The 20,399-nt window shown below is 63.7% G+C and carries 18 protein-coding genes; all 18 read right to left on the bottom strand.

Going from position 1 to position 20,399, the window contains the following annotated elements; translation table 11 throughout:
- Positions 1-230: 230 nt before the first annotated feature.
- Complete coding sequence (locus tag ATN37_RS05390) at positions 231-545, bottom strand: hypothetical protein (RefSeq protein ID WP_075833426.1); 315 nt, start codon at positions 543-545, stop codon at positions 231-233.
- 49 nt (positions 546-594) lie between these two features.
- A complete protein-coding gene (locus tag ATN37_RS05395; RefSeq protein WP_003941722.1) occupies positions 595-1,422 on the bottom strand; it encodes a DivIVA domain-containing protein in 828 nt (275 codons plus the stop codon).
- 141 nt (positions 1,423-1,563) lie between these two features.
- Positions 1,564-1,842 carry a YggT family protein gene (locus ATN37_RS05400; protein ID WP_003941780.1) on the bottom strand — a complete coding sequence of 93 codons (279 nt, stop codon included), beginning with the start codon at positions 1,840-1,842 and terminating at the stop codon, positions 1,564-1,566.
- Between the two features lie 189 nt (positions 1,843-2,031).
- On the bottom strand, positions 2,032-2,682 hold the full coding sequence (locus ATN37_RS05405; RefSeq protein ID WP_003941752.1) for a cell division protein SepF: 651 nt from the start codon (positions 2,680-2,682) through the stop codon (positions 2,032-2,034).
- 85 nt (positions 2,683-2,767) lie between these two features.
- The gene (locus ATN37_RS05410) at positions 2,768-3,517 is read right to left on the bottom strand and encodes a YggS family pyridoxal phosphate-dependent enzyme (RefSeq protein WP_081557980.1); all 750 of its coding nucleotides are present in this window, start codon (positions 3,515-3,517) and stop codon (positions 2,768-2,770) included.
- A gap of 6 nt (positions 3,518-3,523) precedes the next feature.
- Complete coding sequence (gene pgeF, locus ATN37_RS05415; RefSeq protein WP_051649556.1) at positions 3,524-4,291, bottom strand: peptidoglycan editing factor PgeF; 768 nt, start codon at positions 4,289-4,291, stop codon at positions 3,524-3,526.
- Between the two features lie 108 nt (positions 4,292-4,399).
- On the bottom strand, positions 4,400-5,587 hold the full coding sequence (gene ftsZ, locus ATN37_RS05420; protein WP_003941788.1) for a cell division protein FtsZ: 1,188 nt from the start codon (positions 5,585-5,587) through the stop codon (positions 4,400-4,402).
- 239 nt (positions 5,588-5,826) lie between these two features.
- Positions 5,827-6,465 (bottom strand): cell division protein FtsQ/DivIB, encoded by a 639-nt coding sequence (locus ATN37_RS05425; RefSeq protein WP_063316280.1) that lies wholly within the window; start codon positions 6,463-6,465, stop codon positions 5,827-5,829.
- 164 nt (positions 6,466-6,629) lie between these two features.
- Positions 6,630-8,138 (bottom strand): UDP-N-acetylmuramate--L-alanine ligase, encoded by a 1,509-nt coding sequence (murC, locus tag ATN37_RS05430; RefSeq protein WP_218694887.1) that lies wholly within the window; start codon positions 8,136-8,138, stop codon positions 6,630-6,632.
- Positions 8,135-9,304, bottom strand: coding sequence for an undecaprenyldiphospho-muramoylpentapeptide beta-N-acetylglucosaminyltransferase (gene murG / locus ATN37_RS05435; protein WP_003941767.1), 1,170 nt, complete (start codon positions 9,302-9,304; stop codon positions 8,135-8,137). Before murG ends, murC begins: the two co-directional genes overlap by 4 nt.
- Positions 9,301-10,779 carry a putative lipid II flippase FtsW gene (gene ftsW, locus ATN37_RS05440; protein ID WP_003941724.1) on the bottom strand — a complete coding sequence of 493 codons (1,479 nt, stop codon included), beginning with the start codon at positions 10,777-10,779 and terminating at the stop codon, positions 9,301-9,303. Before ftsW ends, murG begins: the two co-directional genes overlap by 4 nt.
- Positions 10,776-12,299 carry a UDP-N-acetylmuramoyl-L-alanine--D-glutamate ligase gene (gene murD, locus ATN37_RS05445; RefSeq protein WP_081557981.1) on the bottom strand — a complete coding sequence of 508 codons (1,524 nt, stop codon included), beginning with the start codon at positions 12,297-12,299 and terminating at the stop codon, positions 10,776-10,778. The genes ftsW and murD overlap by 4 nt, the downstream gene beginning before the upstream one ends.
- 5 nt (positions 12,300-12,304) lie before the next feature.
- Positions 12,305-13,387, bottom strand: coding sequence for a phospho-N-acetylmuramoyl-pentapeptide-transferase (mraY, locus tag ATN37_RS05450; protein ID WP_003941699.1), 1,083 nt, complete (start codon positions 13,385-13,387; stop codon positions 12,305-12,307).
- Positions 13,384-14,952 (bottom strand): UDP-N-acetylmuramoyl-tripeptide--D-alanyl-D-alanine ligase, encoded by a 1,569-nt coding sequence (gene murF / locus ATN37_RS05455; protein WP_218694888.1) that lies wholly within the window; start codon positions 14,950-14,952, stop codon positions 13,384-13,386. Before murF ends, mraY begins: the two co-directional genes overlap by 4 nt.
- Positions 14,949-16,583, bottom strand: a complete 1,635-nt coding sequence (locus tag ATN37_RS05460) for a UDP-N-acetylmuramoyl-L-alanyl-D-glutamate--2,6-diaminopimelate ligase (protein ID WP_042921840.1) — start codon at positions 16,581-16,583, stop codon at positions 14,949-14,951. Before ATN37_RS05460 ends, murF begins: the two co-directional genes overlap by 4 nt.
- Positions 16,584-16,766: 183 nt before the next feature.
- Complete coding sequence (locus ATN37_RS05465) at positions 16,767-18,641, bottom strand: penicillin-binding protein 2 (RefSeq protein WP_003941764.1); 1,875 nt, start codon at positions 18,639-18,641, stop codon at positions 16,767-16,769.
- On the bottom strand, positions 18,638-19,282 hold the full coding sequence (locus tag ATN37_RS05470; protein WP_218694889.1) for a hypothetical protein: 645 nt from the start codon (positions 19,280-19,282) through the stop codon (positions 18,638-18,640). The genes ATN37_RS05465 and ATN37_RS05470 overlap by 4 nt, the downstream gene beginning before the upstream one ends.
- Positions 19,279-20,292, bottom strand: a complete 1,014-nt coding sequence (rsmH, locus tag ATN37_RS05475) for a 16S rRNA (cytosine(1402)-N(4))-methyltransferase RsmH (RefSeq protein ID WP_007730079.1) — start codon at positions 20,290-20,292, stop codon at positions 19,279-19,281. The genes ATN37_RS05470 and rsmH overlap by 4 nt, the downstream gene beginning before the upstream one ends.
- Positions 20,293-20,399 lie beyond the last annotated feature (107 nt).

Genomic DNA, 20,399 nt, shown 5'->3' on the forward strand with positions numbered 1-20,399 from the left:
TGCGCCGACACCGCGGTACCACCCCGTTTGCACCCCGTAGATCCGCGCTTGGATCCCGAGGTGCCACTCGATCGAGCTGTGACGGGCTCACCCGTTCGGTTCTACTGAGTTCTGGGCGCCTGAAGCGACAAGAACCGTTCTTCCGAAAGCTCCCCGGTGATTGCCGGATCACAGCCTGGTATTCGTGTTGGACAGTCTAATACTCGTCCTGGACCTTGTCGGAACTCGCCCTAGGACTTGTCGGGGCCACCCGGCGACTCGCCATCATTTCTCTGATTGTCATCGTTGGCGGTGGCTGCATCGTCGATCGACGAATTCGAGGAACTCTCGACTCGACCGTAAGGCGACGACATTCCGCTGCCCGATGCCGGGTCATCCAACGAAGGAACCGCCTTCCTGCTGGTCAGCGCACTGACCAGCAGGAGGACGGCACCTGCTACACAAATCGCGATACATGCCCACGCCCAGATCAACGACCCTGTGGTCAGGGCGACGATCAGGAGAGCGAAACCAACTCCCGCGAGAACCAACGTCACGACCAGCACGTATCAACCTTTGTCCGGTCCGATAGCTGAGCCGACGGGGCGCTCTCGGTCAGCTGTTTCCCTTGGCGAAGGACGGGCTGTAGGAATCCTGTCCACCGTCGACCGGAACGGCCGAGCCGCGCTGTTCGAGCTCTTCGAGCTGCGATTCCAGGTAGGACTTCAGGCGCACCCGGTACTCGCGTTCGAACGTCTTGAGCTGCTCGATACGGCCCTCGAGGACCGAACGCTGCTGGTTGATGGTCGCCATGATTTCGGTGTGCTTCTTCTCGGCGTCCGCCTTGAGAGCGTCTGCCTTCTCCTGAGCCTGGCGAAGCTGGGTCTCGGAGCGAGTCTGAGCGTCGGTGAGCATCGCCTCCGACTTGTTGCGCGCATCCGCGATCATGCCGTCAGCCTTGCTGCGAGCCTCGCTCATGAGCTGCTCGGAGTTGGTGCGGGCACTGCCGAGCAGCTGCTCGGACTCGGTCTTGGCATCGTTGGTGAGGCGATCCGCCATCTCCTGAGCCAGTCCGAGGACCTTTGCGGCCTGCATGTGGGTGTCGCCGCTCTGCGGCGCTGCAACGGCAGCGGCGGCGGGAACCGGCGCTGCAACAGGTGCAGGCTTGGGCGGTTCGACGACCCGAGCGGGCTCCGGCTTGGGCTGCGCTGCGACGGGTGCTGCCTGCTGAGCAGGTGCCGGCGACTTCTTGGCAGCCGCGAGCTCCTGATCCAGCTCACCTACGCGCTGGCGCAGGTCCGCATTCTCTTCGATGAGCTGCGACAGCGCCTGCTCGACGAGGTCGAGGAATGCGTCGACCTCGTCCTCGTTGTAGCCACGCTTGCCGATAGGCGGCTTGCTGAACGCAACGTTGTGCACGTCAGCTGGAGTCAGTTGCGGCATGGAAGGATCCCTTCACGCGTCATTTGGCGGTCTAGCAAGCATTCAGTTGCAACACAGTCTACGTAGTGGCGAACTACGTAGTGGCGAACCACTGGATGAGTTATGGCATCCATTCTGGCATACCACTCACTCGGACTGCGCTCAGCGAACAACCGACATCAGGATGATGACGATGAAAAGCAAGACCATGATGGATAGATCCAAGCGAACTCCACCGAGGTTGATCGGGGGGATCAACCTGCGGAGCAGTTTCACCGGAGGATCGGTGATCGTAAAAATGGTTTCGAGAATGACTGCGACCAATCCGGTCGGTCGCCAATCTCTGGCAAACGAACGAACGAACTCGACGATCACTCTGCCGATCAGCAACAGCCAGAAGACAACCAGCACCAGATAGATCACAGAGAGAAGCGCGTCCACACCCTCACTCTGCCTGACTTCTGCGGTGTGTCCAAAACAGACACACCGCAGCAATTCCGGAACCGGTCCGCATCGAGTCCGTCTTGTAACGGCCGGCGATGGGTCCGAATGCGGCGTCCGCCGAGGCGGGCCGCCGTTCGAATGTGCTCACGTCACCCCTGCTCAGGGGCCGGACTGCGGTCGAGACCATCATTTCTGGCTGTAGAAACCCGTCTCGGCGATCCGACGGCGCTCCTCGGCGGAAACGTCGATGTCCGCCGGTGAGAGAAGAAACACTTTGGTGGCTACCTTGTCGAAAGAACCACGCAATGCGAATGCCAGGCCGGCCGCGAAATCGACCAGACGCTTCGCGTCGGCGTTGCTCATGTCGACCAGATCCATGATGACGGGAGTGCCGTCCCGGAACCGCTCACCGATGGTGCGGGCCTCTGCGTAGCTCTGCGGACGCAGTGTCGTGATCTTGGCGAGCGGGCCGCCGTCGTCGACAACCGGCGCACGTCGCGCTTCGGGTCGCTCTGCGCGCGCGTCGACCGCGAGGTTGCCACGGCTTGCCGGGCGCGGCGCCATCGCCGGGCGGCTGCTGCGGCTGGGAACGGTGTCGACGCGGGGCCGGGAATCGTAGCGATCGAACTCCGCGTCCTCTTCGTCACGACGACTGGGCGCGTAGCTCGCCTTCGAGAAGGCAGGTTCGACGAACTCGCGGTCGTCGCGCTCGGCATAGCCGTCGTGACTACGACGGGGTGCGCGGCGAGCCTGATCGGGCTCCTCCACGTATTCGTCCTCGTAGTCATCGAGGGGAACCATGCCGAAGTAAGCCTTGAACTTATGCAGGTTGCTCATTGATCGACCTTCCTTGGCGCGGCGGAATCAATCCGACTGCGACCGGTCGCAGCGGTGTGGACGGGTTGGGCGATCACCTGAGCGATCACCTCGAGATTACTGGTCGTGAGCCGAGCAGTGCGGTTCCGACACGCACGCAGGTTGATCCGTGGCGCACTGCAGCCTCCAGATCGCCGGTCATACCGGCCGAGAGTTCGGTTGCCCGGGGATGCGATTCGAGGATCAAAAGATGTGCCCTGCGGAGGATTTCGAACTGCTCGTCCGGATCTGATCCAAGCGGCGGGACGGCCATCAGTCCCGCGAATTCGAGACCTTCGGCTGATTCGATCCGCTCGGCGAGAGGCGTTAGCTCGCCCGTCGGAACTCCGCCACGCGCGGGGTCTCCGTCGAGACTTACCTGGATGAGCGCCCGGAGCGGCTCCGTGCGCTCACCGTCCGACAAAGCACTCAGCGCAGCCCGATCGAGTGCATCGGCCAGTCGCGCACTGCCTACCGAGTGAATTGCATAGGCCCACTTCGCTACCGACCGAGCTTTGTTGCGCTGCAACTGTCCGATCATGTGCCAGCGAACCGGATCATCGATCGCGCCCGTCTGTGCAGCGCCGTCGAAGTCCGCGACCTTCTCCACTGCTTCCTGCTCACGAGACTCACCGAATTCACGGCAACCCAGTTCGTACAGGATTCGAGCGTCGGACGCCGGAAAGAATTTGGTCACCGGCAGCAGTGCTACGTCGGAAACCTCGCGACCGGCGGCAAGGCAGGCGGCCGCCAATCGCGCCCTCACCGAGTCGAGTGCCGTCGATATTTCTGTCAGCCGCATTTCCGTCTCGCGCATTTCTGCCTAGACGGTTTCCTGCGCTGCGGGCGCTTCCATCCAGATCACTGCAGCTTGACGCCCGGTCAGAGATTCTCGGCGATGACTGAACAACGCGCGATCCTCGATCGTGCACCGCGGGTCCTCGGCGACACCGGACACACCCGCGGCGAGCAACTGCTTACGCAGTCCCGCACGCAGATCGAGCCCCGGCGTGCCCTTCTCGGTGCGAGTTGCGCTGCCCGGCAAGTGCTTTTCCACGTCCGCGCGCATCGCAGCGGGAACCTCGTACTGGCGTCCGCTCGCAGCCGGACCGAGGAAGGCGCCGATACGCGAAACGTCCGCGCCCTGACGCACCATCTCCGCGAGGACGCGCGGGACGATACCGATGCGGGCACCGATCCGTCCGGCATGAACGGCCGCGATCACACCGGCCTCCTCGTCGGAGAGCAGAACGGGAACACAATCTGCACTGAGGGTGGCGAGCGCCAGGCCGGGAACAGTGGTGACCAGAGCATCCGTCGCCGGAATCACTTCGTCGGTCGGTTCCGTCACGACAGTGACGTTGCGCGAATGGATTTGTTCCATCCACACGAGATGGTCAGGCTCGACGCCTATTTCGCGTGCCAGACGTCGGCGATTCGCATCGACGGCTGCCGGATCGTCTCCGACGTGATCGCCCAGATTGAACGACTCGTACGGTGACGCGGAAACACCACCGGCTCGGCTGGTCACGACGCGGCGAATGCGGGTGCGGGTGGTCGACTTCTCGGTACTCAAGATAAGTGTGCTCACAAACGTCGAAAGTTGTCGTCCGGCTCAGACGTGACCGGACATCCAGTCAAGAACAGGGTACCCAGAAATTCCGGGCACCCTGTTCTCGAAACTGTTTGTAGCCCTACGTCAGCGACGCATGAAGACCGGCACGTCGACGTCGTCGTCGCCCTCGTCTTCCTGGACCGGCGCATGGCGGGGGCCACCGATCGGAGGCAAGCTGCCCGAACCGGTGGTCTCGCGCGCTGCGGAAATCGGCTGCTCGCCAGCAGGTTCGGCGGCCACCGGCGACCGGCCGACCTCACCCGCGCGCCCGGCGCCGATAGCTCCACGTCCCTGCGCGGTCGACTCCACGGGACGACGAGCCGGAGCTCCTCCGTCGAATCCCGCAGCGATGACCGTCACACGAACCTCGTCACCGAGTGAATCGTCGATGACCGTTCCGAAGATGATGTTGGCGTCGATGTGGGCAGCTTCCTGCACCAGCGAAGCCGCCTCGTTGATCTCGAACAGACCCAGATCGCTACCGCCGGCGATCGACAGGAGCACGCCGCGGGCGCCTTCCATCGAAGCTTCGAGGAGCGGGGAATTGATCGCGGATTCCGCCGCCTTGATCGCGCGTCCCTCACCCCGCGAGGAACCGATTCCCATCAACGCACTACCGGCACCGGACATGACACCCTTGACGTCCGCGAAGTCGACGTTGATCAGACCCGGAGTGGTGATGAGGTCGGTGATGCCCTGGACGCCGTTGAGGAGAACCTCGTCCGCGCTGCGGAACGCGTCCATCAGGCTGACGGCCGCGTCACCGAGCTGGAGCAGGCGATCGTTGGGAATGACGATGAGCGTGTCGCAGGACTCGCGGAGCGCCTGGATTCCGGTATCCGCCTGTCCCCCACGACGCTTGCCCTCGAAAGAGAACGGTCGCGTCACGACACCGACGGTGAGTGCGCCCAGCTTCCGGGCGATGCTTGCCACGACAGGGGCACCACCGGTTCCGGTGCCACCGCCCTCGCCTGCGGTCACGAACACCATGTCGGCGCCCTTGATGACCTCTTCGATCTCGTCCTTGTGATCTTCGGCTGCCTTGCGACCCACTTCCGGGTCGGCACCGGCGCCGAGGCCACGGGTCAATTCACGACCGACGTCGAGCTTGACGTCGGCGTCACTCATCAGAAGGGCTTGCGCGTCCGTGTTGACCGCGATGAACTCGACTCCCTTGAGTCCCTGTTCGATCATGCGGTTGACTGCGTTCACGCCGCCGCCGCCGATGCCGACGACCTTGATTACGGCGAGGTAGTTGTGCGGGGGCGTCATCGGCTCTCGCCTTCCGTGTCGTGTTTCACGCTGCTTGTCAGTGCTGCTGTCTTTGTTACTGCTGTTTTTGTAGCTTCATGCTTTTCGAGAACAACCCTAAACCTCAACCACAGGGTTAGAGTTATGTCAAGTATTCGATCTGAAACGAAACGCTATGCACCGTCGTCGCGTTCCGCCATTAGGCGCGCCGAGACACACCGAAGTATTTGCTGCGCACTGACGCACGGCTGCACCGGGCGCTATCGCACCGTCGGCAGATCAGGACTGGACACGTCGTACGTCTGCCCCGGTTGGGTCAACAGCGGAAGCGTCACAGCAGCCTTACGATCCGAGTGCTCGACACCGCCCCAGTTTACGACGCGACCGTCGAGCAGAGTCAGCGTGACACTCGAAATCGACCGAGCGGCAACCTCTCCCACCTGAAATCTCAGATCCGGCGGCAACACCGACAACACCTCGAGCGCGGCAAGCGTCGGCTCGTCGTTCCACCCGGGCGTCGGTGTCACCAGACGCGGAACCCCGGGCGGCGGGACGCCCATCTCGAAGTCGACGCCCTTCTCGTCCAGCAGGTGTGCACCCTCAGGTGAGTCGACGAAGACGACCGGTACCCGTTCGGTGACGGTGACGCGGATAGTCGACGGATACATCCGCTGCACACGAGCCGAGGCCACCTTCGGAATCGTCGCCACACGTGCGGCGGCGGCGCCGGTGTCTACCCGCATCAACGGCTGACCGGTCGGTACGGCCAGGAGCGAAAGGATCTGTTCCTCACTGACGGTCGTCGCACCGAGAATTTCGGTGCCCCGGACCGAGAGCACCGGAGACAACCAAGCCGTCAACGCAATTCCCACCACCAGCACGATTGCCAGCGGTGCCACGATCAGCGGTCGCTTGAACCACTTACGAGTCGGTGTGGGTTCGGGAGCCGGCTCCGTCGACCGCGTCGAGTATCGCGATTCGGTGCGAGTACTGCGCCGACGCGTACTGGTGGCTTGTCTGGCTCGAGGATCTCGACGCCCGCGCCGACTTCGTGCGTCGGGTGTCATCGCGGCGCGGGATGCGGCGCCGAACGCAAAGCATCGAGGATCTGTTTGCCGAGCATGGTCACGTCACCGGCACCCATCGTGATGACGATGTCGCCGGGGTGAGCCAACGCCGCCACCTGCTTCGGCGCCTGTGACAGATCCGGTTGATAGTGAACAGGTTTCGTGACCGACTGAGCGACCAGCGCACCACTGACGCCCGGCATCGGCGCTTCGCGAGCGCCGTAGACATCGAGAACGACAACCTCGTCGGCCAAGTCCAGCGCCTGCGCGAACTCCTCGGCAAACGCGGCGGTGCGTGAATAGAGATGAGGTTGGAAGACCACGATCACGCGTCCGGCTGCCGAATTGGTCGACGACGAATCGTCCTCCGGTCGAACCAGATCCGCCGCCGCGCCGAGAACCGCACGAACTTCGGTCGGATGGTGGGCGTAGTCGTCGAACACCCGGACACCACGCTCGCGGCCGGTGAACTGGAACCGGCGGTGTACGCCACCGAATCCGGCGAGCCCCTCGACGATCTCCTCCGTCTCGGCGCCGGCGTCACGGGCAGCCAGTAGAGCCGCAAGTGCGTTGAGCGCCATGTGACGACCCGGCACTGCCATCCGCACGGTTCGCGCGGCGCTCTCGCCCGCCAGGTGGAACTGCAGGACTCCCCCGACATCGTGCGCATGGAAGCCCAGTAGTCGGACTCCGACCTCGACACCGTCGACAGGCTCGAAGGCGGTGCCCGCCTCCACTTCCTGCGCGTCTGCCGATCCGTAACCGAGTACCCGGATGTCCGAACGGCCCGAGGCCACGATTCGCTTCGCGAGATCCGCCGATCCCGGGTCGTCGAGGCAAGCAATCAAGAGCCCACCCGGACGCAACTTGTCGACAAAATCGTCGAACACCTTCACATACGCTTCGACACTCCCGAAATAGTCGAGGTGATCGGCCTCGATGTTGGTCACGACGATCACGTTGGGGTCGTACTGCAACAGCGACCCGTCACTCTCGTCCGCCTCCGCGACAAAGACGTCACCGCTGCCGTGATGGGCATTCGTTCCCGCTTCGTTGAGTTCGCCGCCAACGGCGAACGAAGGGTCGAAACCACAGTGCTGCAGGGCGACCACGAGCATCGACGTTGTCGACGTCTTGCCGTGTGTACCCGAAACCAGGAACGTGCGATTGCCCTGCATCAGTGATGCAAGGACAGCCGGACGAAGAATCACCGGGATTCCGCGGCGAGCGGCCTCGACGAGTTCCGGGTTGTCCTTCGGGATAGCCGCGTGCGTCGTGACGACGACGGTCGGACCACCCGGCAGCAGGTCGAGAGCATCGGCGTCGTGGCCGATGCGGACCTGCGCCCCGCGTGCACGGAGCGCCAGGACTCCTCGGCTCTCCTTGGCGTCCGAACCCGAGACGAGGCCCCCGCGGGAAAGCAGAATTCGAGCGATGCCGGACATACCGGCACCGCCGATTCCGACCATGTGTACTCGCTCGAGGTGGGCGGGCAGCGCGGTCATCGGTTTCCCCTTGCGTTTTCCTGGACGGCGTTTTCCTTTGCCGCGATGTCGAGCACGATCCGTGCGATCTCGGTTGCCGCGGTGCGGTGCCCGACGTTGGCAGCGCCACTGCTCATCTTGTCGAGGCGCGCGCTGTCGCTCAGCATCGGGACGACGGTACCGGCGACGAACGTCGGCGTGAGCTCGTTGTCGGAGACGATGATCGCACCGCCCGCTGCGACAACGGGTTTCGCGTTGAGTTCCTGCTCACCATTGCCGTGCGGCAACGGAACGTAGACGGCCGGAAGCCCGACCGCCGAGACCTCGGCGACCGTCATCGCGCCCGAACGACAGATAGTCGCGTCGGCTGCGGCATACGCGAGATCCATCCGCGAAAGATAAGGAACAGCCACATACGGTGCCGTCTCCGAGTACTGCGTGACTTCGAGGGAGTTCTTGGGTCCGTGTGCGTGAAGGACCGAGATCCCGGCCTTCGCCAGTTCTTCCGCTGCTCCGGACACCGCGTCGTTGAGCGACTTCGCGCCTTGCGATCCGCCGAAGACGAGCAGAACGGGACCGTCCTGAGGTAGTCCGAAGTACTCGCGAGCTTGCGAGCGGAGTCCAGCTCGATCGAAATTGGCGATCGACGCGCGAACCGGGATGCCGACGATCTCGGCGTCCTGATCGCCGCGGTTCTTCACTCCGGAACCCGGAACAGCAGCAAGCACCCGCGTCGCCAGGCGAGCACCGATCTTGTTCGCGATGCCGGCACTGGCGTTCGCCTCGTGGATGACGATCGGAATCTTGCGGCGGCGCCGAAGAACACCGCCACGTGCGGCAAGATACGCCGGAAGCGCGACGTAACCACCGAAACCGACGATCACGTCGGCGTCGACGGAATCGAGTACCTCACGGGTCTTGCGCACCGAGGCGAGGATGCGTGTCGGCAGTTTGACGAGATCCATCGTGGGCTTACGAGGAAGCGGAACCGGGGGAATGAGCTCGAGCGTGTACCCGCGAGCCGGCACCAAGGTGGTTTCGAGACCACGCGCCGTCCCGAGCGCAGTGATTCTGGTGTCGGGCGCAGCGGCCTTGACCGCGTCCGCGACAGCAAGTGCGGGTTCGATGTGACCAGCCGTGCCTCCCCCTGCCACCACTACCGACAGAGCCGATTTGTTGCCGCTCACCTACGAATTCCTCGCTCTCGAACTTCTCGTGGATCTTGTGCCCTACGTGTCGGCGCCTGCCGACGCTGACCATTCTGCCCTCCCGCGGTGCGCTTCCGTGACCCAGCGGCCGCACCTCGGTTGGAATCCGAGGAAGGGCGAGCACCTTGATCTGCCCGCTTGCGTCGATCGCCCGTCTCGATCGCGCGCCGGCCGTCGCGTCCGCGTGCCGGTTCGATCTGCCGTGCGGGCTTCGGTCGACGGATCGGCCGGCCCCCTGACGGCGGGTGGTACAGCACGGGCTTCGGCAGTCTGAGCAACTTCGAGATCTTGCCGTCCTGCCCGGAGTTCAGAGCGGCAACTGCTTCGGGCTCGTGGCGCGCTGCATTGGCGATGACACCGAACATGAACAATGTGATCGCCAAGGACGAACCGCCGGCGGAGACCAGGGGCAACTGGAGTCCGGTCACCGGCAGCAGTCCGATGACGTAACCGATGTTGATCATTGCCTGGCCGACGATCCAGGTAGTTGCAGTGGCCGACAGGAGCCGCCAGAACGGATCGATGCTGCGGGCTGCGATCCGCAATCCCGTGTAGACGAATACAGCGAACAAACCGATCACCACTGCGCAGCCGACAAATCCCAACTCTTCGCCGATGATCGCGAAGATGAAGTCGTTGTGCGCGTTGGGTAGGTAGTTCCACTTGGCGACGCTCTGACCGAGTCCGCGTCCGAAAACGCCCCCGTCGGCGAGCGAATACAAAGCCTGCTTGGCCTGATAGTTGTTGCCCTGCAGGTCGTCGCTCTTGTTGAAGAAGGCTTGAACTCGATCGGAACGATAACCGGCCGTCATCGCCAGCACGCCCGCCACGACGACGCCCGTCACCGCGATCGAGCCGAAGAGCTTCAGTGGCAGCCCACCGAACCACAGCAGGGCCCCGACGATGATTCCCAATGCGATGGTCGTACTGAGGTTCGGCTGCGCGACGACCAAGGCGAAGACCAGCATTGCTGCGGGCACGAGCGGAATCAGGATCGACTTCACGGATCGGTCGTCCGGACGCCTCGAGGCCAACAGATGCGCGCCCCAGATCGCCAAGGCGACCTTCATGATTTCCGAGGGCTGCACCGAGAACCCGCCGACGTTGAACCAGCGACGCGCGCCCTGCGCTTCTGTGCCGATTCCCGGAATCAGGACGAGTACCAGCATGATCAGCACGACGACGAACAGCGGAAACGAATACTGCCGGAGCACTCTCGCCGGGATCCGGAGCGCGACGTAGAAGAGCACAGCTCCGAGAATCGCGAAGATCAACTGCTGGGTGAACAACGAATACGCCGAGCCACCGGACACGTACTGCTCGACGCTCGACGCCGACAGAACCATCACGAGCCCCAAGACAGTCAACATCGTGGCAATCGTCACCACCAGGTGGAACGACGCCAACGGCCGCGCCAACCAGGCACCGATTCGGGTCTTGGGACCCTTGGTCATCGCAAGTTCCCGGCTTGGCCAGGCGAATCCGTGAACGGATCGGGTAATGCGGCGACGGCGGCGGCGAAGCTGTCACCACGATGTCCGTAGCTGGCGAACATGTCCAAGGACGCGGCGGCCGGGGCGAGTACAACTGCATCACCGGGGGACGCCAACTCGGCAGCTTCGACTACCACTGCGGCCATGACGGCATCCGCGTCGGCACCCGACGGCAGCCGGATGGTGAGAGTCGAGTTGCTGCTGTTTTCGCTCACCACTGCATCGTCCCCCGACATCACGTGCACCACGGGAACATCGGGTGCGTGTCGCGCGAGCGCGTCCTCGATCACACCAGCGTCACGCCCGAGAAGGACAGCGCCGGAGAGTCGAGGGCCGACTTCGCTCACCAATTGGTCGACGCTGGCTCCCTTGAGCAGACCGCCTGCAACCCAGACGACGCGATCGTGCGCGAGTATCGACGGTCTGGCTGCGTGCGGATTGGTGGCCTTGGAGTCGTCGATGTACACAACGGACCCGACACGGCCGACCAGCGCCCCTCGGTGTGGGCCGACCTTGTGTGCGGCCAGACCGCGTTCGACGACGTCTGCCTCGAATCCGAGTGCCCGCGCCAAGGCGGCGGCGGCCAGCGCGTCCATGACGCCTGCCGGGCCGGCGGGATCTATCGACGCTGCTTCGGCCAAGCGGACGTGATCGCCGAATGCGTTGTCCACGAGGTGTCCCGCTTCGACACCCAGTTCTCCTTCGCCCGGTTCACCCAATCTGAACCCGGTGACAATGTCTGCAGTTGCGCGAGTTCCCAGTTCGGAAGCGATCGCGTCATCGAGGCCGACCACCGCGACCTTTCCGCTCAGCGCCCGTGACTTGGCCTCGGCGTACGCGCTCATTCCGCCGTGCCAGTCGAGGTGATCCTCGGCGACGTTGAGGACCACGCCGGCATCCGGACGCACCGAAGGCGCCCAGTGCAATTGGAAGGACGACAGTTCGACAGCGAGGTACTCCACGCGCGGCGACGTCTCGGCGAGTGCGTCGAGTATCGGTAGCCCGATGTTTCCGCAGGCTCGGCCGACAACTCCAGCGGCGTCGAGAATCGAGGCCAGCATCGACGTCGTCGTGGTCTTTCCGTTCGTCCCCGTCACGACGAGCCATTTACGGGGTGTGCCGAAGTGCCCGCTGTGGTCGACGCGCCAGGAAAACTCGACGTCTCCCCAGATGGGAATCCCGTGACCGGCGGCGGCTGCAAGGATCGGTGCATCCGGCCGAAAGCCCGGACTGGTGACTACGAGCCCGTACTCGGTGATCGAATCCGGGGCATCCTCGATCGAGGTGGTGGTCACCATGTCCGCGCCGAGCTCCGCGCAGCGCTCCGCGAAGTCCAAGGTCGAATCGGCAACCGTCACGACAGCACCGAGGGCGACGAGAGGTTCGATGGTCGCTTGACCGGACACCCGCCCACCGGCGACCAGCACTCGCGTACCGCGGAGCCAGGACAGGTCGTTCTCGGAATCCGCTGAGCTGGTCATGGTTTTCAGCCTCCGAGCGCTGCGAGGTATTCGCTGTAGAAGAGTGCCAATCCGATAGCCGACGCAATAGCCGCCAACAACCAGAATCTGATGATCACCGTGGTTTCAGCCCACCCGGCGAGTTCGAAGTGGTGATGGAACGGCGCCATTCGGAACACCCGCCGTCGGCTGGACCGGAACACCGCTACCTGGATCACCACCGACGCGGCCTCCGCGACGAACAGTGCACCGATGACCACCATCAACAGTTCCGTGCTGGTGGTGATCGACAATCCGGCGAGCATGCCGCCGAGGGCAAGTGAACCGGTGTCGCCCATGAAGATCTTGGCGGGTGCGGCATTCCACCAGAGGAAACCGATGCACGCGCCGGCGCCTGCCGCGCAGAGCACCGCGAGGTCGAGCGGGTCTCGGACGTCGTAGCAACCCTTACCGGGATTCGTCTCGCACGAGTAGCGGAACTGCCAGAACGTGATGATGACGTAGGCGCCGAGAACGAAACTCATCGCTCCGGCGGCCAATCCGTCGAGGCCGTCGGTCAGGTTGACGGCATTGGACCAGGCGCTTACCAGTAGGTAGCAGAAGGCGATGAAGACCACGGAACCGAGTGAGACGGTGGCGATGTCGCGGACGTACGACAGATGAACACTGCCCGGAGTCAGCCCGTCGTCACCGCGGAACTGAAGGGCCAAAATTCCGAAGGCAATGGCAGCGACGAACTGGCCGACCAGCTTCGCTGTCTTGTTCAGTCCCAGATTGCGCTGCTTGCGGATCTTGATGAAGTCGTCGAGGAAACCGACTCCACCGAGCGCGGTGGTCAGACCGAGAACGAGTAGGCCGGACGCCGACGGTCCCTCCGCGTTGTCCATGCCGAGACCGATGAGGTGTGAGCCGAGATAGCCGGCCCAGATTCCGGTCAGGATCGCGACGCCGCCCATCGTGGGAGTGCCGCGCTTGGCCTGGTGACTGGCTGGACCTTCGGTTCGGATCTCCTGCCCGAAACCTTGTTTCGAGAACGCCTTGATCAGGATCGGCGTGAGCATGATGGAGACCGCCAGCGCGATGCCTGCGGCGAGAAGAATCTGGATCACTGCGAATCCCCGCCGTTCTCGCCATCGGTGTTCTCGCTGTCGGTGTTCTCGCTGTCGGTGTTGGGCGTTGCAGCCAGTATCGCTTCGGCGACCGTCCACAGTTCCACCGACTTGGACGCCTTCACCAGGACGAGATCGCCCGGTTCGAGTTCCGCTTCGAGAATGGCGATTGCCGCAGCTGCGTCGGGCACGACGACGGACTCGTCACCCCACGACCCCTCCATCACTGCTCCTTGATGCATTGCACGCGAGGTGCGGCCCGTCCCGACGACGATCAACTTGCTGACATCGAGTCTGACGGCCAGGCGACCGATCGCGTCGTGCTCGACAACTGATTCCGGTCCGAGCTCACCCATCTCTCCGAGCACAGCCCAGCTACGGCGACCGAAGTGCCGATCCGATCGCGCCATGGACACCAACGCTTTGAGCGCAGCGCGCATGGAATCGGGATTGGCGTTGTAACTGTCGTTGACGACGGTGACGCCGTCGGCGCGCTCGGTGACTTCCATCCGCCTCGCGGACGCTGCCTTCGTGCCCTCGAGGACACGTGCGATGTCTGTAACCGCGAGGCCGTTCTCGAGTGCGACGGCCGCCGCGGCCAGGGCGTTGCTCACGTGGTGTTCGCCGTGAACGGCCAGGCGAATACGTGCAGAACCCTGTGAACAGTTCAGTGTGAAGGAAGCCCTGGCCTGGTCGTCGACAACCACGTCGGTCGCCCGAACGTCGCAGTCTTCCGACTGGCCGACGAATACGATCCGGGCCTTGGTTCGACTCGCCATTGCGGCGACCATGCGGTCGTCGGCGTTGAGGACCGCAACTCCGCCGTCGGCTGCCGACGGGAGTGCTTCCACCAGTTCACCTTTGGCGACCGCGATCGCTTCACGCGAACCGAACTCACCGAGATGGGCAGTGCCCACATTGAGAACTACGCCGATCTTCGGCGGCGCGATCTTCGTCAGTTCGCCGACATGACCGACCCCACGGGCCGACATCTCGAGAACGAGGAAGCGGGTCTTCTCGTCGGCGCGGAGCACTGTCCACGGCAGACCCAATTCGTTGTTGAACGACCCGGGGGGCGCAACCACCTCGCCGCACTCGCGCAGCAGCGCTGCTATCAGATCCTTGGTCGAGGTCTTGCCGGCAGAACCAGTGACACCGACCAGCGTCAGTCCACCATCGGCCGGTGTGCCATCAGTTGCCAGTTCGTCGACGACTGCTCGGGCCAGAAGGCCGAGGGCATGCAGGACCGCGGCTCCGGACCCGTCGGTGTCGTGTTCGAGCAGCATCACTGCACTGGGACCGTCGTTCGGCACCGATGGAACGACAATTGCCGGAACTCCGACCGGCCGCGCCGCGAGCACCGCCACAGCGCCCGCTGCCACCGCCGCTTCCGCGTGATCATGACCGTCGACACGCGCTCCGGGTAGGGCGAGGAAGAGCCCACCTGGAGATACTTTGCGCGAATCGAATTCGACGGTTCCAGTCACCTGCGTCGACGAATCGTCGACGTCGTGCAGGGTTCCTCCGACGATCTCGGCGATCCGAGAGAGCGTCATCGGGATCATTGCTTGCCTCCATGTGCTGTGTTGATCGCGAATCGGCCGATCATTTCGCCCAACACCTCGCGGTCGTCAAACGGGTGTTTGACCCCGTCGATTTCTTGACCTACTTCGTGGCCTTTGCCTGCCACCAGGACGACATCTCCTGGCTGTGCCCACCGGACTGCTTGCTCGATCGCGGCGGCCCGGTCCCCCACTTCGCGAACCTCGCCGCGTTCGGATTCGGGCACGTCCATGGCGCCTTGCATCACCGAAGCGCGAATCTTCGCCGGATCCTCGGTGCGTGGGTTGTCGTCGGTGACGATCAGCAGGTCTGCGCCTCGCGCACCCGCTTCACCCATGAGTGCCCGTTTGCCGGCGTCGCGGTCACCGCCCGCACCGACCACCACGGCCACTCGGCCGGGAACCTGGTTGCGCAGCGTGGCGATCACGGCTTCGAGCGCTGCCGGCTTGTGGGCGTAGTCGACCACGGCGAGAAAGCTCTGCCCCCGGTCGATCCGCTGAACTCGCCCCGGGACGTCCACGGTCCCGAGCGCTCGAACAGCCGCGTCCGGGTCGAGTCCCGCAGCAAAACTGACGGTCAACGCCAGCGCAGCGTTGGCCACGTTGTATCGCCCGGGGAGACGAAGTGAGACTGGCCACGACTGTCCGTCCGGCCCGACCAACTCGAAGGTCTGCGAGCCGTCCTCGGCAACCTCGACTGCGCCGACCGTCCACTCGGCCTCGGCCGTCGAGGTCGAGACCGTGGTCACCGCGTCGCTCTCGTCGGTCGCGGCCAACTCGGCCATCCGTCGACCCCACACGTCGTCGACGCAGACGACGGCATGCTCGGCTCGCACCGTCGACTCAGGATCGAACAACCGAGCCTTGGCCTGGAAGTACTCCTCGAAGTCCCGATGGAAATCCAGGTGGTCCTGCGAAAGATTGGTGAACGCGCCGATGTCGAAGCGGATGCCGTCGACGCGTCCGAGAGCAAGAGCGTGACTGGAGACCTCCATGACGACGGTATCGATCCCCTGCTCTGCCATCACGGCGAACAGAGCATGCAGTTGCGGAGCTTCCGGCGTGGTCAGAGCGCTGGGCACCCGGCGGCCGTCGATTCGAGTCTCGATGGTCCCGACCAGGCCGGGCTTGCGGCCGGCTCCGGCAATCGCAGCTTCGAGCAAGTACGACGTCGTGGTCTTGCCTGATGTACCGGTAATGCCGACGACCTGCATCTTCTCCGAGGGCCGGCCGTAGATTTCCGCGGAGATCTCACCGAGCACATCCCGCGGGTTCGGATGAACGAGAACTGGGACGGACCGGTCAGGCGCCTTGTCCGCGGCCTCGATCAGTTCGAGGCCGGCCTCGTCGGTCAAGATCGCGGTCGCACCGCGCCCCAGAGCGTCGACGGCGAACTGAGCGCCATGGGTCCGTGCACCGGGCAGAGCGGCGAAGAGGTCATCGGTCACGATTCCCTGCGCACGCAGGTCGACGCCCTTGACGACGACCTCCGAGGACTGTGATCCCGGTTGCCCCACCCATTCGAGGCGAGCCCCGGACAGTTCGGAGAGCGCCGTGATCGCGGTAGCAACCGGTTGTGTCGGACGCGTCCCGGGAGCGCCGTCCGAGTTCGACGATTGCAAACGATTCGGCACTGTCACTCGACTCCTGGCAATTGTCGTTGTTCTATCGCGGTCGTTGTCTATGGCGGTCGTTGTCTATGGCGGTCGCAACGCAAGCAAAGTTCGGCGCACTGCGATGAATGAGGTTACTGCGACGTTTGAGATTACCGTGTCCGGGATTCACCCGAAGACCGTGTCGAAACCGACACACCGCAATCAGTCCGCCTGCAACACCAACTTGCGACCGGGGTCCGGCGACATCGGGACACTGTCACGCTGGAGCATCCACGACGCGATGTTGTGGAACAACGGTGCCGCCGACTGACCGCCGCCGCCGTCCACGCCGCGAACCGGTGCGTCGAGCATGATTCCGATCACGAATCGAGGATTGTCCGCAGGCGCGATTCCCGCGAAGGTGATCCAGTAGTTGGAGTTGGAGTAGCACTTGCACGCGGGATCCACCTGCTGCGCGGTCCCGGTCTTTCCACTGACCTGGTATCCCTCGACGCCCGCGGCAACACCGGTTCCTCGTTGGTTGCCGGTGTCTTCCTGAGTGACCGACCGGAACATGTCCCGAACGGTCGCCGCTGTCTGGGCGCTGACCACCTCGACGCCCTCGGGCTGCGGCGTCTCGGTCCGCGTGCCGGAAGAGTCGACAGTCGACTTCACGATCCGCGGAGGAATTCGCACGCCGTCGTTGGCAATGGCCTGGTACATCCCGGTCATCTGCAGGGTTGTCATCGAGAGACCCTGCCCGATCGGCAGGTTCGCGAAGGTTCCGCCGGACCACTGGTCGCGACTCGGAACGCTGCCCGCGCTCTCGCCGGGAAGTCCGACGTCGGTGCGTTGTCCGAGGCCGAACCTGTTCAGCATGTCTGCGTAGCGATCCTCGCCCACTCGCTGAGCGAGCATCAAGGTGCCGACGTTCGAGGACTTTCCGAACACACCGGTAGAGGTGTACGGGGCCACACCGTGATCCCACGCGTCCTTGACTGTGGCACCGGACATCGTGATGCTGCCCGGGACCTGCAGAACTTCGTCCGGAGTTGTCTTACCGTCCTCGATGGCCGCTGCTGCGGTGACGATCTTGTTCACCGATCCGGGCTCGAACGGCGTACTGACCGACGGATTGCCCATTTCGGCTGTCGGCGCGTTCTTGTCGATGCCGATTGCGGGGTTGAAGGTGCTGTCGTTGGACATGGCCAACACCTGTCCTGTCTTGGAGTCCATGACCACAACCGAAGCGTTCTTTGCGCCCGACTTGTCCTTGGCGATCTGGACCTGCTGCTGAACGTAGAACTGGAGGTCCGAATCGATGGTCAGCTCGACACCCGAACCGTTGACTGCCGGTTGCTTGTCACGCCAGCTACCGGGGATCACAGCGCCGTCGGAACCGCGGTCGTACGTTTCGGATCCATCGGTTCCGGCGAGCGTGGAGTCCATCGAATCTTCGAGACCGAGCAAACCGTGCCCGTCCCAGCCGGTCGCGCCGACGAGATTCGCGGCCAGAGAGCCACCGGGGTACTCGCGGATGTCCTGACGCTCGAGGCCGACCTCCCGGAACTTGTCCGAGATCTCGGCAGCAACCGCCGGATCCACGCTGCGCGCGAGGTACGTGAAAGTCTCGTTGCTGTTCATCTTCTGAAGCAGATCTTTTTCCGGAACGGTATCGCCGAGCTTGGCGTGGATTCCGGCGGCGATCTCGGCGAGGCGATCGCTCACTTCCGGCGCCTGCTTGTCACCCTCGGCGCCCTGCTCGATGCTCTTGGCGCGCGCTTCCTCGAGTTCCTTGCGTACCCGCACCGGCTGGAAAGTCAGCGCCTTGGCTTCCATGGTGAAGGCGAGGGGGTTTCCGTTGCGATCGGTTATCGAGCCACGTACAGCCGGATCGACCTGGGTCGTGGTTCGTTGATTGGCAGATTCCGCAGCCAGACTCGGCGCGTCGATTCCCTGAATCCACAAGAGCTGCAATGCCGCAACGGCGAGCGCACCACACATGGTGATACGACCGACTCGCTGACGAAACGGAAATGAGGCGGTGGCCGAGCGGCGCGGACGCCGACCGGGGTTGTTACGGGAGTTCTGACTCACCGACGTTCCTCAGGCGGAGCAGGCACCGCCGTCGTGGTGGCGGGTGCTGTCGTCGTGGGGATCACAGGAACCAATTGTTCACTCTGCGCGAGGTTTCGCGTGTTATTCGGAACGCTCGGCGTGGCTCCGGGAGCAACCGGCGTTGTGGTGCGCGGGGGTGTCGCAGTCGGTGCGGGCACCGATGCGGGCGCATCGAGCGGAGGCATAGCTCCGGCAGTCGCGGGAGTCGGCGTTCCGACGATCTCGACCGAACCGTCCGGATGAACTACCAGTCGTGCAGGGTCCTTGGCGGGGACCATGCCGAGAGCGCTTGCCTGATTTGCCAACTCCGGAGCCGAGTTACGCGACTGGAAGTCACGTTCGAGCGCTGCTTTCTGCTCGACCAAAGACTGGTTGTATGCACGTGCATCACTGAGTTGGTACGAATCCTCGGCAGCGCGAGTGGTCAGCAGCAGAGTCACCGCGAGACCGATGGACAGAAGTCCGATGACGGAGGCCACGAACGGCACTCTCCCCTTGAGCATCGCCCGAGGAGAGATAGACGGGCCGGCAGCAGCGACAGTTCCGGTCCGGCCTGCCGCCCGTGCGGTGCGCTTGTCGTATGCACGTTGCGCTGCACCGGATTTGCCCTGACGACTCATGCCCGCCTCCTGGAAATGCGTTCTGCGGCACGCAAACGCACCGGAGCTGATCGTGGGTTCTCTTCGATTTCCTGCTCTGACGCACGTTCTGCGCCACGGGTGAGAATGCGGAACTCCGGTCCCATACCCGGCAACTCGACCGGTAGTCCTTCAGGACTGGTGGACTTCGAGCGGGGAACCAACTCCGCCTTCACAACTCGATCCTCGAGCGACTGGTAGGACATGAACACCACTCGCCCACCGACTGCCAGTGCGTCGAGCCCGGCAGGAACGGCTGCACGAAGCGAATCCAACTCGGCATTGACTTCGATCCGCAGCGCTTGGAAGGTGCGCTTGGCCGGGTGTCCCCCCGTACGCCGCGTGGCTGCCGGGATTGTTCGGTACAGCAATTCGACCAGAGCTGCACTGGTGGTGAAGGGTTCACGCTCACGCTGCCGAAGGATCTCGGACGCAATCTTTCCCGCGAACCGTTCTTCGCCGTACGTGCTCAGAATGCGAGCAAGGTCGCCGTGACTGTAGGTGTTCAGGACCTCTGCCGCGGTCAGCCCGACCGTCTGATCCATCCGCATGTCGAGAGGAGCGTCGATCGAGTACGCAAAACCTCGGTCGGCTTCGTCCAACTGCATCGACGACACACCCAGATCGAAAAGGATCGCGTGAACCGACTCCGTCGACGGCAGACCTGCCTGTTCGAGCGCGTCCTCGATCCCGTCGTACGTGGTGTGCACGAACGTCGTTCGGTCCGCGAATGGCGCCAGACGCTCGGAAGCGATCCGGAGTGCGTTGGTGTCGCGATCGAGACCGATGAGGTGAAGGCCCGGGTACTTGCCCAGGAAGAATTCGGAGTGGCCACCGAGCCCCAACGTCGCATCGATCATGTATGCGCCCGCTCCACCGTCACCGACGGCGGTGATGGCAGGGCCGAGAAGATCGTCGGCGCGGTGCAGAAGTACAGGGACGTGCGCGAAGCCATCGGCATCCGAGGGTTCGTTCACCTCGTGATCCACCATGATTGCTCCGGCTCCTACTTTCATGATTTCCGATGACTTTTCGAAAAGGTGCTGACTTTCCGAGAAGGCGATGACTGTTCGAGAAGGCGAATGCTTCGAGGTCCCTG

It is taken from the genome of Rhodococcus sp. MH15, from assembly GCF_019266045.1.
Lineage (GTDB): Bacteria > Actinomycetota > Actinomycetes > Mycobacteriales > Mycobacteriaceae > Rhodococcus_F > Rhodococcus_F qingshengii.

Excerpts from the sequence above, each read along its gene's own strand:
- ftsW (WP_003941724.1), bottom strand. The coding sequence starts at position 10,779 with ATGACCAAGGGTCCCAAGACCCGAATCGGTGCCTGGTTGGCGCGGCCG.
- ATN37_RS05395 (WP_003941722.1), bottom strand. The coding sequence starts at position 1,422 with ATGCCGCAACTGACTCCAGCTGACGTGCACAACGTTGCGTTCAGCAAG.
- rsmH (WP_007730079.1), bottom strand. The coding sequence starts at position 20,292 with ATGGTGGATCACGAGGTGAACGAACCCTCGGATGCCGATGGCTTCGCG.
- murF (WP_218694888.1), bottom strand. The coding sequence starts at position 14,952 with ATGATCCCGATGACGCTCTCTCGGATCGCCGAGATCGTCGGAGGAACC.
- murD (WP_081557981.1), bottom strand. The coding sequence starts at position 12,299 with ATGACCAGCTCAGCGGATTCCGAGAACGACCTGTCCTGGCTCCGCGGT.
- ATN37_RS05405 (WP_003941752.1), bottom strand. The coding sequence starts at position 2,682 with ATGAGCAACCTGCATAAGTTCAAGGCTTACTTCGGCATGGTTCCCCTC.
- ATN37_RS05410 (WP_081557980.1), bottom strand. The coding sequence starts at position 3,517 with ATGCGCGAGACGGAAATGCGGCTGACAGAAATATCGACGGCACTCGAC.
- murC (WP_218694887.1), bottom strand. The coding sequence starts at position 8,138 with ATGACCGCGCTGCCCGCCCACCTCGAGCGAGTACACATGGTCGGAATC.
- ATN37_RS05470 (WP_218694889.1), bottom strand. The coding sequence starts at position 19,282 with ATGAGTCGTCAGGGCAAATCCGGTGCAGCGCAACGTGCATACGACAAG.
- ftsZ (WP_003941788.1), bottom strand. The coding sequence starts at position 5,587 with ATGACGCCCCCGCACAACTACCTCGCCGTAATCAAGGTCGTCGGCATC.